A 16,315-nucleotide genomic window follows, 5' to 3' on the forward strand; every position below is an offset into this window, starting at 1 on the left:
CGGTCCGATCAGGGCTTGACCACGGCGGTGCGCACACCCGAGGCGGCGCCCCCGGCGGCCACCCGTTGCACGGCCTGACCGTCGTTGAGACTGCCCACCGGGCTGCGCAGCACCTGGTCCCCGGCCTTCAGCCCCGTCTTGATGACCACCTCGCCACGGCGCGCATCGCGCTCGCCCAGCTGCACGGCGGTCTTCTTGAGCTTGGTGCCATCGATCTGCCAGACATGGGCCTCGTCGCCCTGACGCACGATGCTGCCTTCGGGCAGCACCAGCGCGGTCTGCAGACCGGTATCGACGCGGCCCTCGGCATACAGGCCGGCGACCTTGGGTGCGCTGGCCGGGTCGTCGAAGCGGGCGATCACCTCCACCTGGCGGGTCGTGGCATTGGCCGCCGCGTCAATGCGCTCGATGCGGCCCTTGAATTCGCCCTCGGCCACGCCGTTGACACGTAAGGCCACCGCCTGCCCCACCTTGATCTCTCCCATGCGGTCGGCACTCACCTGACCTTCGAAACGCATCGAGCGCGGGTCGATGACCTTGACGATCTCGCGACCGACCTGAACCGTGTCGCCGACCGACACCTTGCGCTCGCTGACCACGCCGTCGAAGGGGGCCCGCACCTCGGTGCGAGTGAGTTGTTGGCGCGCGCTGACGACGCGCGCCTTGGCGGCGGCCAGCTCGGACTGCGCGGCATTGCGGCGCAGCTCGGCGTCTTCCAGGGCCTGCATCGAGGTCATGCCCTGCTGGTTCAGGGTCTTTTGGCGCTGCAGCACCCGCTCGGTCTGCTCGAAGCTCTGCGTGCTGGCGCGCAGCGCCTCCTCGGCGCTGGTGAGGTTGTCGCGGATGGCGGTGCTGTCCAGGCGCACGATGACGTCGCCCTGGCGCACCGGCTCGCCGTTGTCCTTGGCCACTTGCAGCACCACGGCGGCCACCTCGGCACGCAGGTCGGCGCGGCGCGCGGCCTGCACGGAGCCGGTCAACACCGGTGCGCCGACGAGTCCGCTGGAGCCCACTTGGCGCAGGTCCTCAGGAGCGATCAGCAGCGCCGGCTTGGCGTCAGCCTTGTCCTTGCTCTTCGCTTCCGGCCGCTGGCAGGCACTGAGGCTCAACAGGGCAGCCAGGGCAAGCGTGGTGAGGACCAGGGTGGGATGGGCGCGCAGCGACATGGGCATGGGCTTATCAGGCGGAAGTTGCGGTGCGAGGACCGGAAAGCGCGGCAGCTTACCGTTGCAGGCCGAAGCGCGCCGAAGCTCATGGACGGGCTGAGGAAATAACGCCGCGAAGCGTTTCCAGCGGCGACGAATGGTGGGGGCGTGCCGCCCCCGCGGGGCCCCAGCCCCCAGACGCTCAGTGCGCCGGGCCGTCGCTGCCCAGTGCCGGCAGGGGCCAGACGGCGATGCCCTCGTCCTGCAGGGCGACGAATTCGTCCGCTGTGGCCTGGCCGCGGATGGCGCGCTCGGGTGCACGGCCCTGGTGGATGCGTCGGGCCTCGGCGGCAAAGCCAGCGCCCACATCCTCGCTGGCGGCGCGCACTGCCGCCACCAGTTCGCGCAACAGGGATTCAGGGCTGGGTGCGACCGCTGGCTGCGCTGGCGCTGGCTCTGCGGCCACGGCACCGAGGTTCAGCCGCGGCGCACTGAGCCGGCGCTGCAGCTGCGCGCTGCCACAGGTCGGGCACTGCACCAGGCCGCGGCCTAGCTGGGCCTCGAAGTCCTCACGCGAGCCGAACCAGCCCTCGAAGTCATGGCCATGAGGGCAGGCCAGTTCAGCCACCCACATCGCCGCTCCAGTGCAGCGGCCAGGCGCCGGCCTGCCAGCGTTGCAGCCATTGCAGGCCGATCAGCGTCTTGGCGTCGGTGACTTCGCCCCGCGCGCACGCCAGGTCCAGTTCGGCGGGGCTGAGCTCGCAGAGTTCCAAGAACTCGCCCTCGTCGAGGTCTCGTTCGCCAGCCTGCAGCCCCCGCGCGAAGAAGATCTCGATGCCTTCGGTGGAGTAGGCGATGGCGTTGTGCAGCACCCCGGCATGGGCCCACTCGCGGGCGCGGTAGCCGGTCTCTTCGCGCAACTCGCGGCGGGCACACAACAGCGGTTCTTCCCCGGGATCGAGCTTGCCGGCTGGAAATTCCAGCATGACGCGGCGCAAGGGGTAGCGGAACTGCCGCTCCAGCAGCAGGCGGCCGTTGTCGAGCAGCGGCACGATCATGACCGCACCCGGGTGCACGATGTACTCGCGCGCCGCCTGCTGGCCATCGGGCAGACGGACGAGGTCACGCCGCACCTGAAGGAAGCCGCCCGCATAGACGGTTTCGCTGCGCAGCTCGTGCTCGGTCAGCTCAGGCGCTGGCATCGCGCTGGCGGCGCAGGTAACGCCAGACAAAGCCTGGGAACGCGAAGGTCAGCAGCAGGCACAGCAGCACGGCGTAGAAGGTCCAGCCCTGCGGGTGGCGCTGGCCCTGGTAGGCCTCCAGCGCCAATGCAGCCACCAGCCACACCGCACCCAGCAACATCAGCTCCAGCAGACGAAGGCCAAAGCCGCGCGTCGGGCGCAGCGGCCCGAGCAGCAGCACGCGCGGGCTCAGGAACGGGGCATTGGCGGCCAGCAGCAAGAGCAGTAGCAGGCCGCCGCCCAACACCCCTTGGCCCATGGCCTCAGGCCAGCGAGCCGACGATGGCCTGCTTGCAGGCCTCCATCAGACCCGCCGGCAGGATGCCCAGCGCCAGCACGGCCGCACCGTTGAAGCTCAGCAGCGCGCGCACATCCCAAGGTGCCTGGATGGCCTGGCGCTCGGCCGGGGCGTCGAACCACATCAGCTTGATGACGCGCAGGTAGTAGTAGGCCCCCACCAGCGAGAGCAGCACCGCCAGCACGGCCAGTTGGAAGTACAGCGGCTCCTGCGTGGCGATCATGGCCTGCAGCACCGAGAGCTTGGCGTAGAAGCCCACCGTCGGCGGGATGCCGGCCAGCGACAGGATCAGCAGCGTCATCACCAGCGCATACCAGGGGCTGCGCTGGGACAGGCCCGCGAAGTCCTGCAGCTGTTCAGCCTCGTGGCCCTGGCGGGCCAGCAGCATCACCATGCCGAAGCTGCCCAGGGTGGTGAACACATAGGTCACCGCGTAGAACAGCGAGGAGCTGTAGGCACTGGCGGCCGGCAGGGCGTCGCCCTTGACCACGCCGCTGGCCAGACCGAGCAGCATGAAGCCCATCTGCGCGATGGTGGAGTAAGCCAGCATGCGCTTGATGTTGGTCTGCGCGATCGCCACGACGTTGCCGACGATCATCGACAGCACGGACAGCACCAGCAGCATCTGCTGCCAATCCACCGCCAGCGTGAACAGGCCCTCGACCAGCAGACGCAGGGTGATGGCGAAGGCGGCCAGCTTGGGCGCGGTACCGATCAACAGGGTCACCGCCGTCGGCGCGCCCTGGTAGACATCGGGCACCCACATATGGAAGGGCGCGGCGCCGAGCTTGAAGGCCAGGCCGGCGACGATGAAAACCAAGCCGAACACGAGCACGCCCTGGTTCACCTGGCCGCTGGAAAGCGCCAGATAGACCTGCGGAATCGACAGCGAACCCGTGGCGCCGTACATCATGGACAGGCCGTACAGCAGGAAGCCCGAGGCCAGCGCGCCCAGCACGAAGTACTTCATTGCAGCTTCGGTGCTGACGGCGTGGTCACGCCGCAGCGCCACCAGCGCGTACAGCGAAAGGCTCATCAGCTCAAGGCCGAGGTAGATCACCAGGAAGTGACGCGCCGAGACCATGATGCACACGCCGAGCAGCATGAAGAGGCTGAGCGTGAACAGCTCGCCACGCAGCATCTCGCGAGCCTGGGCATAGGGGCGTGACAACAGCAGCACCCCGGCGGTGACCAGCGCCGACAGACCGGCCAGCAGGTGGCTGAGCGGGTCGGTCCCCACCAGGCCCTGCATGGCCACGACGCTGTAGCCCTTGTGGAACTTCCACAGATGCAGGCCGGCCACCACCAGCAGGGTCAGCTGGCTGAGCCAGTAGGTCGGGCGACGGCCCGGATCCTTGACCCACAGGTCGACCATCGAAACCACCAAGGCCATGCCGAGCAGCAGCAGCTCGGGCGTCAGGGCGGACCAGTTCATGTACGTCATCTTCTTGTCCTTGGCCGCTTACTGCACTTTGGAGACCGCCACATGCCGCAGCAGTTGGTCCACCGAGGCGTTCATCACATCGGTGAACGGCTTGGGGTAGACGCCCATGGCGATGACGGCGATGGCCAGCGTGCCCAGCATCCAGAACTCGCGCGAGTTCAGGTCGGTCAGTTGCTTCACGTTGTCGTTGGCCACCGCGCCGAAGTACACGCGCTTGACCATCCACAGCGAATAGGCGGCGCCGAAGATCAGGGCCGTGGCCGCCAGGGCACCGATCCAGAAGTTCATCTGCACCGCGCCCAGGATCACCATCCACTCGCCAATGAAACCGGCGGTGCCCGGCAAGCCGCAGTTGGCCATGGCGAACAGCACCGCAAAGGCAGCGAACTTCGGCATGGTGTTGACGACACCGCCGTAATCGGCGATCTCACGCGAATGCACGCGGTCGTACAGCACCCCGATGCACAGGAACATGGCGCCCGATACGAAGCCGTGCGCAATCATCTGCACCAAGCCGCCGGCCACACCCAGCGGGTTGAAGATGAAGAAGCCCAGGGTCACGAAGCCCATATGGGCCACCGATGAGTAGGCCACCAGCTTCTTCATGTCCTTCTGCACCATCGCCACCAGGCCGACGTAGATCACGGCGATCAGCGACAGGGCAATGACGAAGGGTGCGTAGGCATGCGCGGCATCCGGCGTGATCGGCATCGAGAACCGCAGGAAGCCGTACGCCCCCAGCTTCAGCATGATGGCGGCCAGCACCACGGAGCCGCCGGTCGGCGCCTCGACGTGGGCGTCCGGCAACCAGGTGTGCACCGGCCACATCGGCACCTTTACCGCAAAGGCGGCAAAGAAGGCGAAGAACAGCAGGGTCTGGGCGTTCATCGGCAGCGGCAGCTGGTGCCAAGCCAGGATGTCGAAGCTGCCCACGCCGGTGACCTTGGCGCTTTGGAAGTACAGGTACAGCAGGGCCAGCAGCATCAGCAGCGAACCGGCCAGGGTGTAGAGGAAGAACTTAAAGGCGGCATACACGCGCCGCGGCCCGCCCCACACGCCGATGATCAGGTACATCGGGATCAGCGTGGCCTCGAAGAAGACGTAGAACAGCAGGCCGTCCACGGCCGCGAACACGCCCACCATCAACCCGGAGAGGATCAGGAAGGCGCCCATGTACTGGTTGACGCGCTCCTCGATGACTTCCCAGCCCGCCACCACCACGATGATGGTGATGAAGGCGGTGAGCAGCACGAACCAGACCGAGATGCCGTCCACGCCCAGGGCGTAGCGCACATTGAAACGCTCGATCCAGAGATGGCTCTCGGTGAACTGCAGCGCGGCGCTGCCGACATCAAAACCCGTGATCAGCGGCAGCGTGACCGCGAAGCTGACCAGCGCGGCCAGCAGCGCCAGCCAGCGCACCAGGCCAGCCTGCTGCGGCTTGCCCAGGGTGAGCAGCAAGGCGCCGCACACCACGGGCAACCAGATCGAAAGACTCAACCATTGCATTTCTTGTTCTCCGGCTTCACTGGCCCGACAGCTGGGACATCACGGCCCGCAGCTGGGGCTCGATCGTGGGCCAGAGCTTCCAGCTCATCAGGCCCACGACGCCCAGGATCATGGCGAAGGCGTACGCCGTCAGGTGGCCGCTCTGCGCCAGGCGCATGACCCGCGCCAGCAGGCCGACCAGCTTGGCCGAGCCGTTGATCAGGACACCGTCGATCAGACCGGCATCACCGCCCTTCCACAGACCCACACCCAGACCACGCGCGGCGCGGGCCAAGATCTGCTCGTTGATCCAGTCCATGTAGTACTTGTTCTCCATCACCGTGATCAGCGGGCGCAGGGCGCGCGCGATCGCCGCCGGGATGGCCGGCTGCAGGATGTAGAACCAGTAGGCCATCGCCACACCCGCCACCGCCAGCCAGAACGGCAGGCTGACGAAGGCGTGCAAGCCCATGGCGATGGCGCCATGCTCGACATGCGGCAGCACATGGGCCAGGCCCTTGTGCAGTTCGCCATTGATGGTGATGGCGTCCTTGAAGAAGTCGCCTTGCAGCATCGGCACCAAGGTCAGGCCACCCACCACCAGGGAGGGAATGGCGAGCGCGACCAAGGGCAGCCAGACCACCCAGGGAGTCTCGTGCGGCTTCTCGCCCGGCGCCAGACCGTGGTGGTGGTCATCATCCGCGTGGTGCTCGTCATGCCCATGATGGGCCTGGCCAAAGCGCTCCGGCCCATGGAAGACCAGGAAGTACATGCGGAAGGAGTAGAAGGCCGTGACGAACACGCCGACGGTGACCGCGATCTGGGCGAAGGTGGCGCCCGGCAGGTTTGAGCCACCGACGGCCAGGATGATGCTGTCCTTCGAGTAGAAGCCCGAGAGGAAAGGCGTGCCGATCAGGGCCAGCGAACCGATGAGGCTGGTGATCCAGGTGATCGGCATGTACTTCTTCAGGCCACCCATGTTGCGGATGTCCTGATCGTGGTGCATGCCGATGATGACTGAGCCGGCGGCAAGGAACAGCAGAGCCTTGAAGAAGGCGTGCGTCATCAGATGGAACACGGCCACCGAGTAGGCCGATACACCCAGCGCCACCGTCATGTAGCCGAGCTGGCTCAGCGTGGAATAGGCAACCACGCGCTTGATGTCGTTCTGGATGATGCCCAGGAAGCCCATGAACAGCGCGGTGATCGAGCCGACCACCAGCACCACGTTCAGCGCGGTGTCGGAGAGCTCGAACAGCGGCGACATGCGTGCCACCATGAAGATGCCGGCCGTCACCATGGTGGCGGCGTGGATCAGCGCCGAAATCGGCGTCGGGCCTTCCATCGAATCGGGCAGCCAGACGTGCAGCGGGAACTGCGCACTCTTGCCCATCGCACCGATGAACAGGCAGATGCAGGCCACGGTGATCAGCATCCAATGGTCGCCCCACAGCGGCATGCTGAACTGGATCTGCGCCAGCTCGTTCTTCTTGGCGAAGATTTCGGCGTAGTTCAGCGAACCGGCGTAGGCCACCAGCAGGCCGATGCCCAGGATGAAGCCGAAGTCACCCACGCGGTTGACCAGGAAGGCCTTCATGTTGGCGAAGATCGCCGTGGGCTTGGTGTACCAGAAGCCGATCAGCAGGTACGAGACCAGACCCACCGCTTCCCAGCCGAAGAACAACTGCAGCAGGTTGTTGCTCATCACCAGCATCAGCATGCTGAAGGTGAACAGCGAGATGTAGCTGAAGAAGCGCTGGTAGCCAGGGTCCTCGTGCATGTAGCCGATGGTGTAGATGTGCACCATCAGCGACACCGAGGTCACGACAACCATCATCATGGCCGTCAGGCCATCGACCAGGAAGCCGATCTCCATCTTCAGGCCACCGACGACCATCCATTCGTAGATCGTGCCGCTGAAGCGCGCACCATCGACGGCCACGGCCTTGAGCGTCATCAGCGAGATCACGGCTGCGATGGCCACGCCGAGGATGGTGACCATGTGCGCGCCGCGGCGGCCGATGGTCTTGCCGAACAGGCCGGCCAGGATGCAACCGATCAGCGGTGCCAGTGGCACCCAGAGCAGCAGATTGGGGTTCAAGCTCGGAGTCATTCCGTCAACCCTTCAAGGCGTCGAGCTCATCCACGCGGATCGAGCTGCGATTGCGGAACAGCACGACCAGGATGGCCAGGCCGATGGCCGATTCGGCCGCCGCGACGGTGAGGATGAAGAACACGAACACCTGCCCTGCCATGTCGCCCAGGTAATGCGAGAAGGCAACGAAGTTCAGGTTGACCGCCAGCAGCATCAGCTCGATGGCCATCAGCAGCACGATCAGGTTCTTACGGTTCATGAAGATGCCGATCACCGACAGGGCGAACAGGAAGCCGCCCAGCGTCAGGAAATGGCCGAGAGTCAGCGCACCCATCAGGCGCCTCCTTGGGGTTCTTGGGCCGGCGCGGGCTTGACGGCCTCCATCTTGACCAGGCGCACCCGGTCCTTCGCCTTGACACGCACCTGCTGGCCAGGGTCCTGCCAGCGCGAGTCCTTGCGCTCACGCAGGGTCAGCGCGATGGCGGCGATGATGCCCACCAGCAGCAGCACGGCAGCGATCTGCAGCGGGTACAGGTAGTCGGTGTAAATGGCAATTCCCAGCATCTTCGAGTTGCCCAGGCGGATGGCCTCGGCACTGAGCGGAGCCGCCTCTTGCACCTGAAAGCCGCCGAGCAGCACGGCGGCCATCTCCAGCGCCACGAGCACGCCAATGAAGGCTGCCAGCGGCAGATGCTTCCAGAAGCCCGTGCGCACCTTGTCGGTGTGCACGTCGAGCATCATGACGACGAACAGGAACAGCACCATCACGGCGCCGACGTAGACCAGCACCAGCGTGATGGCCAGGAACTCGGCCTTCAGCAGCATCCAGATGCAGGAGGCGTTGAAGAAGGCCAGCACGAGGAACAGCGCGGCGTGGACGGTGGACTTCGCGGTGATGACGCGAAAGCTCGCGCCCAGCAGCACGATGGAGAACAGATAGAACAGCGCGGTGGTCGTGTTCATGGTATGTGCGCCTGCGTACCTCAGCGGTACTTGGCGTCCGCCTCCTTGGTCTTGGCGATCAGGGGCTCGTAACGGTCGCCCACGGCCAGCAGCATCTCTTTGGTGAAGTACAGGTCACCGCGCTTTTCGCCGTGGTACTCGAAGATCGGCGTCTCGACGATCGAGTCCACCGGGCAGCTCTCTTCGCAGAAGCCGCAGAAGATGCACTTGGTCAGGTCGATGTCGTAGCGCGTCGTGCGGCGCGAACCGTCGGCGCGCACATCGCTCTCAATCGTGATGGCCATCGCCGGGCAAACGGCTTCGCAGAGCTTGCAGGCGATGCAACGCTCTTCACCGTTCTCGTAGCGGCGCAGCGCATGCAGGCCCCGGAAGCGCGGGCTCAGCGGCGTCTTTTCCTCCGGGAACTGGATGGTGATGTTGGGAGCCAGGAAGTGCCGTCCAGTCAGGGCCATGCCCTTGAACAGCTCGATGAGCATGAAGCTCTTGAAGAAATCGATGAGTGCGCGCACTGCTCAGGCCCTCATTTCCAGATGTTCCAGGGGGACTGGATCCACAGCCCCACCACGACGAGCCAGACCAGGGTGATCGGGATGAAGATCTTCCAGCCCAGACGCATGATCTGGTCGTAGCGGAAGCGCGGGAACGAAGCGCGCACCCACAGGAAGAAGGTCACCACCACGAAGGTCTTGGCAAACAGCCACAACCAGTTCCACAGGGCCATCGTCGACTGGATGAATTCCGGCGTCTGCAGGCCGAACAGGCTCCAGCTCACGGGCGCCGCCCAGCCACCCAGGAACATGGTCACGGCCAGCACCGAAACCAGGATCATGTTGGCGTACTCGGCCAGGAAGAACATGGCGAAGCTCATGCCCGAGTACTCGATCATGTGACCGGCCACGATCTCCGACTCACCTTCGACCACGTCGAAGGGATGGCGGTTGGTTTCGGCCAGGCCGGAGATGAAGTAGACGATGAAGATCGGCAGCAGGGGCAGCCAGTTCCAGCTCAGGAAGTTCAGGCCTTTGTCGGCAAACATGCCCTTGGCCTGGCCCATCACGATGTCGGTCATGTTCAGCGAGCCGCTGACCATCAGCACCACCACCAGCGCGAAGCCCATGGCGATCTCGTAGCTCACCATCTGCGCCGAGGCGCGCATCGCACCCAGGAAGGCGTACTTCGAGTTCGAGGCCCAGCCGGCAATGATCACGCCGTAGACCTCCATCGACATGATGGCCATCAGGAACAGCAGGCCGGCATTGACGTTGGCCACTGCCGCCTCGGGCCCGAAGGGCACCACGGCCCAGGCAGCCAGCGCCGGCATGATGGTCATGATCGGGCCGAGAAAGAACAGACCCTTGTTCGACGCGGCGGGGAGGATGACCTCCTTGAAGATCAGCTTGACCGCGTCGGCGATCGGCGTCAGCAGACCATAGGGGCCCACACGGTTCGGTCCTGGGCGCAGCTGCGACAGCGCGATGCCCTTGCGCTCCCACAGCGTCAGATAGGCCACGAAAAGCATCAGGGGCGCCACCACGGCGACGATCTTCAGCAGGCTCCAGACCACCGGCCAGAAGCCGCCGAGGTACTGGGTTCCCAGTGCATAGAGTTGGTCGATCATCAGGCCTTCTCCACGGTGACGGCAGCGAAGCCGGCACCCAGGGTCATGGTCTCGGCTAGGCCGCCGCCAATGCGCACGACGCCCTCGGCAAGCTGGGTATTGCAGCGGGCCGGCAGCAGGGCCGAACCCTGCCCTTGGCTGACTCGCACCATCTCACCGTCCTTCAGACCCAGCTGGGCGAAGAGTGCGGCCGGCAGTTGCACCTGGGCGGACTCCCGCGCCTCGCGGGTGCTCTGCAGGCTCGCTGCCTGACGCACCAACATGTCGCTTGCGTACAGCGGCAGCTCATTCAGCCGCACAAGCGAGGGCATGTCGGCTTGCGCAGGCGCCTGAAGCGCCGCAGCAGCGGCCGGTTTGACCTCAAGGTTCAGGGCCGCACGAACCTGCTCGCTGGACTCGAAATCAAAACCTGCCAGCCCGAGCTGATTGCCGAGCACGCGCAGGACCTTCCAGCCAGGGCGTGCCTCGCCTTGCGGGGGCACCACGCCGACGAAGTCTTGCAGCGTGCCTTCCGCGTTGATGAAGCTGCCCGAGGTCTCGGTAAAGGGCGCCATGGGCAGCAGCACATGGGCCAGATCCAGCAGGGCATCCGTGCGGTGGCTGGCCAGGCCGACCACCATGTCGGCGCCCTTCAGGGCCGCGGCGGCCGCCTGGGCATTTGCAACGTCCAGCAGGGGATCGGCGCCCACCAGCAGCACGCCCTTGGCCGGCGCCTCGCCCAGCAGAGCACGGGCGCTGCGGCCACCGGGGCCGGGGCGTGCACCGGCGAGTTGGGCACCCACGGTGTTCGCCGCTTCGCCCAGGAAACCCACCGTGGCGCCACAGGCTTGCGCAATCCAGCTGGCCAGCGCATGCAGCTGGCTGGCCTGCGGATGCTCCGCCGCCGCATTGCCCAGCAGCAGGGCCTTTTGGTCGCCCTGGCTCATCAGGGTGGCGATCGAACGCGCCTCATCCGACACGGCGTCCACGGCTTGGGGCGCTTGGGCGCCCTGCCCTTCGGCCACGGCGGCCGCGACTTCAGCCAGGAAGCCCAGCCACTGCTCCGGACGACGCTGGGCTTGCAGGCGCACGGGCATGGCCCAATCGTCCGCCACGGCGTGCAGGCCGGCGATGGCAGCGCCATGCCGCGCCGTCTGGCGCAGGCGCTGTGCGAACAGCGGATGGTCCTTGCGCAGGTTGGCACCGATCACGAAGGCGGCATCGAGCTGCGACAGCGAACTGATGCTGCGGCCCAGCGTGAAGGCCTCGCCCCGGGCGGCGCGCAATGCATCGTCCTGCTGGCGCAACGCCGCATCGATGTTTTCACTGCCCAGCGCACGCATCAGTTGCGCGGCCAGAGCTGCCTCTTCCAGCGTGGCATGCGGCGACACCAGAGCCGCCAACTGGCCGGCCCCGTGTTCGTTGCGGATGGCACTCAGCCCCTTGGCAACATAGTCGAGCGCCGTCGCCCAATCCACCATCTGCCAAGCACCTCCTTGCTTGAGCATCGGGCGGGTCAGGCGGTTGTCGGCGTTCAGGCCTTCGTAGCTGAAGCGGTCGCGGTCGGCGATCCAGCATTCATTGACGGCCTCGTTCTCCTGCGGCACCACGCGCAGCACGCGGTTGTTCTTGATCTGAACGATCAGATTGGCGCCGGTCGAATCATGCGGGCTCACGCTCTTGCGGCGCGACAACTCCCAGGTGCGGGCGCTGTAGCGGAAGGGCTTGCTGGTGAGCGCACCGACCGGGCAGAGATCGATCATGTTGCCGCTCAGCTCGGAATCCACCGTGCGGCCCACGAAAGTGGTGATCTCGCTGTGCTCGCCCCGGTTGGGCATGCCCAGCTCCATCACGCCCGCGATCTCCTGGCCGAAGCGCACGCAGCGGGTGCAGTGGATGCAGCGGCTCATCTCTTCCATCGAGATCAGCGGGCCGACGTTCTTGTGGAAGACCACGCGCTTCTCTTCGGAGTAGCGGCTCTTGCTGCCGCCGTAGCCCACTGCCAGATCCTGCAGCTGGCACTCGCCACCCTGGTCGCAGATCGGGCAGTCGAGCGGGTGGTTGATGAGCAGGAACTCCATCACCCCCTGCTGGGCCTTGACCGCCTTCTCGCTCTTGGTGCGCACGATCATGCCGGGCGTGACCGGCGTGGCACAGGCGGGCATGGGCTTGGGCGCCTTCTCGACGTCGACCAGGCACATGCGGCAGTTGGCCGCGATGCTGAGCTTTTTGTGATAGCAGAAGTGCGGCACATAGGTGCCGACCTTCTCGGCCGCATGCATGACCATGCTGCCTTCGGGCACGGCCACTTTTTGGCCGTCGATTTCGATTTCAACCATCTCAGGCGGCCTTCTTCGCGTTGGCGGCTTCGATCATTTGCACGAATTCGTGCTTGAAGTGCTTGAGCATCGCGCGCACCGGCATGGCGGCGGCATCGCCCAGCGCGCAGATGGTGCGGCCCTGGATGTTGTCGGCCACGCTGTTCAGCAGGTCGATGTCTTCCGGACGGCCTTTGCCGTGCGCAATGCGCTCGATCACCCGCCACATCCAGCCCGTGCCTTCACGGCAGGGCGTGCACTGGCCACAGCTCTCGTGCATGTAGAAGTAGGAGAGGCGCAGCAGCGAGTTCACCATGCAGCGCGAGTCGTCCATCACGATGACGGCGCCCGAACCCAGCATGGAACCCGCCTTGGCGATGGAGTCATAGTCCATCGTGCATTGCATCATCACGTCGGCTGGCAGCACTGGGGCCGACGAACCGCCCGGGATCACAGCCTTGAGCGTGCGACCGGTGCGCACGCCACCCGCCAGCTCCAGCAAGGTGCTGAACGGGGTTCCCATCGGCACCTCGTAGTTGCCGGGTCGGTTGACATCACCACTGACCGAGAAGATCTTGGTGCCGCCGTTGTTCGGCTTGCCAACCTCAAGGTAGGCCTGGCCGCCGTTGCGGACGATCCAGGGCACTGCGGCGAAGGTCTCGGTGTTGTTGATCGTCGTCGGCTTGCCGTACAGGCCGAAGCTGGCCGGGAAAGGCGGCTTGAAGCGCGGCTGACCCTTCTTCCCTTCCAGCGATTCGAGCAGCGCGGTTTCTTCGCCGCAGATGTAGGCGCCGAAGCCGTGATGGGCGTGCAGCTGGAAGCTGAAGCCGGAGCCGAGGATCTTGTCGCCCAGCAAGCCAGCAGCGCGGGCCTCCTCAAGGGCGGCCTCAAAGCGCTCGTAGACCTCGAAGATTTCGCCGTGGATGTAGTTGTAGCCCACGCTGATGCCCATCGCGTAGGCCGCGATGGCCATGCCCTCGATCACCGAGTGCGGGTTGAACATCAGGATGTCGCGGTCCTTGCAGGTGCCTGGCTCGCCTTCGTCCGAGTTGCAAACCAGGTATTTCGCACCCGGGAACTGGCGCGGCATGAAGCTCCACTTCAGGCCGGTGGGGAAGCCGGCGCCGCCACGGCCGCGCAGGCTCGAGGCCTTGACCTCGGCGATCACCTGCTCGGGCGTCATACCGCCCTCGGCCGCGAGGATCTTGCGCAGCGCCGCATAGCCCCCGCGGGCCTCGTAGTCCTTCAGGCCCCAGTTCTTGCCGTTCAGATCGGCGTAGATCTGCGGCTGGATGTGGCGGCCATGGAAGCAGGTCAGGTCGCCCGTACTCTGGAATTTGGAGAGGTCGATCATGCTCAGGCCTTCTTCAGCACGTCGAGCAGCTCGTCGAGCCGGTCGTGGCTCATGTAGCTGCACATCTGGCGGTCATTGACCAGCATCACCGGAGCATCCGCACAAGCCCCCAGGCATTCGCACTGCTGCACGGTGAAGAGGCCGTCGGCCGTGGTGCCTCCGGCTTCCACACCCAGCTTGTTCAGTACATGCTCGAGCGCCTGCTGGCCACCACGCAGTTGGCAAGGCAGGTTGGTGCAGACGTTGAGCTTGAACTTGCCGACCGGCTGCTGGTTGTACATGTTGTAGAAGGTCGTGACCTCGTGCACCGCAATCGGCGCCATGCCGAGATAGGCCGCCAGCACCTCCTCGGATTCACGCGAGACATGGCCTTCTTCCTGCTGGATGATGGACAGGCAGGCCATCACGGCCGACTGCTTCTGTTCCGCAGGGTATTTGGCGACTTCGCGGTCCCAACGGGCGCGCGTCGCGTCACTCAAGGTGTAGCTGCTCATCGATCGATCTCGCCGAACACGATGTCCATGGTGCCGATGATGGCCACTGCGTCCGCAATCATGTGGCCGCGGCTCATCTCGTCGAGCGCCGCCAAATGCGCGAAGCCGGGGGCGCGAATCTTCAGGCGGTACGGCTTGTTGGCGCCGTCGCTGACCATGTAGATGCCGAACTCGCCCTTCGGATGCTCCACCGCGGCATAGGCCTCGCCCGCAGGCACGCGGAAGCCCTCGGTGAAGAGCTTGAAATGGTGAATCAGCTCTTCCATGTTCGACTTCATGGACTCGCGAGCCGGCGGCGCCACCTTGTGGTTGTCTGTGATGACAGGGCCTGCGCCCTTTGCCGAGTCGGCTTTCAGCCAGGCCACGCACTGCTGGATGATGCGGTTGCTCTGGCGCATCTCTTCCATGCGCACCAGATAGCGGTCATAGGTGTCACCGTTGACACCCACCGGCACATCGAAGTCAAGGTCCGCATAGCAGTCGTAGGGTTGCTGCTTGCGCAGATCCCAGGCGATACCCGAGCCGCGCAGCATGGCGCCGGTGAAGCCCAGGTTCAGCGCGCGCTCCGGCGTGACCACGCCGATGCCCACGGTGCGCTGCTTCCAGATGCGGTTGTCGGTCAGCAGGGTCTCGTAGTCGTCTACGCAGGCCGGGAAGCGCTTGGTGAAGTCCTCGATGAAGTCCAGCAGCGAGCCCTTGCGGTTCTCGTTCAGCTTGGCCATGGTCTTGGCGTTGCGAACCTTGCTGGCCTGGTACTGCGGCATCACGTCCGGCAGGTCGCGGTAGACGCCGCCCGGACGGAAGTAGGCCGCATGCATCCGCGCGCCCGACACCGCCTCGTACATATCGAAGATGTCTTCGCGCTCGCGGAAGGCGTAGATGAAGATGTTCATCGCGCCGCAGTCGAGACCGTGGCAGCCCAGCCAGAGCAGGTGGTTCAGCAGGCGGGTCAACTCGCTGAACATCACGCGGATGTACTGGGCGCGCAGTGGCACCTCCAAGCCCAGCATCTTCTCGATGGCCAGGCAGTAGGCGTGCTCGTTGCACATCATCGAGACGTAGTCCAGGCGGTCCATGTAGGGCAGCGACTGGATGTAGGTCTTGCTCTCCGCCAGCTTTTCGGTGGCGCGGTGCAACAGGCCGATGTGCGGATCGGCGCGCTGGATCACTTCGCCGTCCAACTCCAGGACCAAGCGCAGCACCCCGTGCGCTGCCGGGTGCTGGGGGCCGAAGTTGAGGGTGTAGTTCTTGATTTCGGACATCAGTTCAGACCCCCGTAGTGGTCTTCGCGGATCACGCGCGGCGTGATCTCACGCGGTTCGATGGACACGGGTTGGTAGATCACGCGGCGCTGTTCGGCGTCATAGCGCATTTCGACGTGACCCGACACCGGGAAGTCCTTGCGCATCGGGTGGCCGATGAAGCCGTAGTCGGTGAGGATGCGGCGCAGATCCTCATGGCCATCAAACAAGATGCCGTAGAGATCGAAGGCTTCGCGCTCGAACCAGTTGGCCGAGGTCCACAGAGGCGTGACGGACGCCACCAGGGGCAGGTCATCGTCGGCCGCGAACACTTTCAGCCGCACACGCTGGTTCAAGCTGACCGACAGCAACTGCGACGCCACACAAAAACGGGGGCCTTCCCAGGCGGCGTTGCCATAGCTGGAGTAATCCAGGCCGCAGAGGTCGATCAACTGCTCGAAGCGCAGCTCGGAGTGATCGCGCAGGGTCTTGGCGGCAGCGTAGTAATCGGCCGCAGCCACTTCCACGGTGATCTCGCCCAAGGCCCGGGTCAGTTTGCGGATGCGCTCACCGAGCGCATTCTTGAGGCTGGTTTCCAGCCGGTCCAAACAAGGGGTAACGCTCATCGGCTGTGCCT

At 65.3% G+C, this 16,315-nt stretch carries 16 protein-coding genes; all 16 read right to left on the minus strand.

Annotated elements, in window-relative coordinates:
• Positions 1–8: 8 nt before the first annotated feature.
• Entirely contained in the window at positions 9–1,166 is a 1,158-nt protein-coding gene (locus ACE3QP_RS02140) for an efflux RND transporter periplasmic adaptor subunit (protein ID WP_374433205.1), read from the minus strand.
• Between the two features lie 181 nt (positions 1,167–1,347).
• Complete coding sequence (locus tag ACE3QP_RS02145; protein ID WP_374433206.1) at positions 1,348–1,779, minus strand: DUF1178 family protein; 432 nt, start codon at positions 1,777–1,779, stop codon at positions 1,348–1,350.
• Positions 1,766–2,347 carry an NUDIX domain-containing protein gene (locus tag ACE3QP_RS02150; RefSeq protein WP_374433209.1) on the minus strand — a complete coding sequence of 194 codons (582 nt, stop codon included), beginning with the start codon at positions 2,345–2,347 and terminating at the stop codon, positions 1,766–1,768. The genes ACE3QP_RS02145 and ACE3QP_RS02150 overlap by 14 nt, the downstream gene beginning before the upstream one ends.
• A complete protein-coding gene (locus tag ACE3QP_RS02155; RefSeq protein ID WP_374433211.1) occupies positions 2,334–2,645 on the minus strand; it encodes a DUF2818 family protein in 312 nt (103 codons plus the stop codon). The genes ACE3QP_RS02150 and ACE3QP_RS02155 overlap by 14 nt, the downstream gene beginning before the upstream one ends.
• A 4-nt stretch (positions 2,646–2,649) precedes the next feature.
• On the minus strand, positions 2,650–4,128 hold the full coding sequence (gene nuoN / locus ACE3QP_RS02160; protein ID WP_374433213.1) for an NADH-quinone oxidoreductase subunit NuoN: 1,479 nt from the start codon (positions 4,126–4,128) through the stop codon (positions 2,650–2,652).
• Positions 4,129–4,146: 18 nt separating this feature from the next.
• Positions 4,147–5,637 (minus strand): NADH-quinone oxidoreductase subunit M, encoded by a 1,491-nt coding sequence (locus tag ACE3QP_RS02165; RefSeq protein ID WP_374433215.1) that lies wholly within the window; start codon positions 5,635–5,637, stop codon positions 4,147–4,149.
• A gap of 16 nt (positions 5,638–5,653) precedes the next feature.
• Positions 5,654–7,729: an NADH-quinone oxidoreductase subunit L gene (nuoL, locus tag ACE3QP_RS02170; protein ID WP_374433217.1), complete on the minus strand. Its 2,076-nt coding sequence runs from the start codon at positions 7,727–7,729 to the stop codon at positions 5,654–5,656.
• Between the two features lie 4 nt (positions 7,730–7,733).
• Positions 7,734–8,045, minus strand: a complete 312-nt coding sequence (gene nuoK / locus ACE3QP_RS02175) for an NADH-quinone oxidoreductase subunit NuoK (RefSeq protein WP_198109311.1) — start codon at positions 8,043–8,045, stop codon at positions 7,734–7,736.
• Positions 8,045–8,674: an NADH-quinone oxidoreductase subunit J gene (locus ACE3QP_RS02180; protein ID WP_374433220.1), complete on the minus strand. Its 630-nt coding sequence runs from the start codon at positions 8,672–8,674 to the stop codon at positions 8,045–8,047. The genes nuoK and ACE3QP_RS02180 overlap by 1 nt, the downstream gene beginning before the upstream one ends.
• A 20-nt stretch (positions 8,675–8,694) precedes the next feature.
• Positions 8,695–9,183 (minus strand): NADH-quinone oxidoreductase subunit NuoI, encoded by a 489-nt coding sequence (gene nuoI, locus ACE3QP_RS02185; RefSeq protein WP_374433222.1) that lies wholly within the window; start codon positions 9,181–9,183, stop codon positions 8,695–8,697.
• Positions 9,184–9,194: 11 nt separating this feature from the next.
• Positions 9,195–10,292, minus strand: a complete 1,098-nt coding sequence (gene nuoH / locus ACE3QP_RS02190; RefSeq protein ID WP_374433224.1) for an NADH-quinone oxidoreductase subunit NuoH — start codon at positions 10,290–10,292, stop codon at positions 9,195–9,197.
• Complete coding sequence (gene nuoG, locus ACE3QP_RS02195) at positions 10,292–12,610, minus strand: NADH-quinone oxidoreductase subunit NuoG (protein ID WP_374433226.1); 2,319 nt, start codon at positions 12,608–12,610, stop codon at positions 10,292–10,294. Before nuoG ends, nuoH begins: the two co-directional genes overlap by 1 nt.
• Position 12,611: 1 nt before the next feature.
• Positions 12,612–13,943 (minus strand): NADH-quinone oxidoreductase subunit NuoF, encoded by a 1,332-nt coding sequence (gene nuoF, locus ACE3QP_RS02200; protein WP_374433228.1) that lies wholly within the window; start codon positions 13,941–13,943, stop codon positions 12,612–12,614.
• Between the two features lie 2 nt (positions 13,944–13,945).
• Positions 13,946–14,437, minus strand: coding sequence for an NADH-quinone oxidoreductase subunit NuoE (nuoE, locus tag ACE3QP_RS02205; protein ID WP_374433229.1), 492 nt, complete (start codon positions 14,435–14,437; stop codon positions 13,946–13,948).
• Positions 14,434–15,699, minus strand: coding sequence for an NADH-quinone oxidoreductase subunit D (locus ACE3QP_RS02210; protein WP_374433231.1), 1,266 nt, complete (start codon positions 15,697–15,699; stop codon positions 14,434–14,436). Before ACE3QP_RS02210 ends, nuoE begins: the two co-directional genes overlap by 4 nt.
• Complete coding sequence (locus ACE3QP_RS02215; RefSeq protein WP_374433233.1) at positions 15,699–16,304, minus strand: NADH-quinone oxidoreductase subunit C; 606 nt, start codon at positions 16,302–16,304, stop codon at positions 15,699–15,701. The genes ACE3QP_RS02210 and ACE3QP_RS02215 overlap by 1 nt, the downstream gene beginning before the upstream one ends.
• Positions 16,305–16,315 lie beyond the last annotated feature (11 nt).

Source organism: Inhella sp. (assembly GCF_041912635.1).
In the GTDB taxonomy this organism is placed as follows: domain Bacteria; phylum Pseudomonadota; class Gammaproteobacteria; order Burkholderiales; family Burkholderiaceae_C; genus Inhella.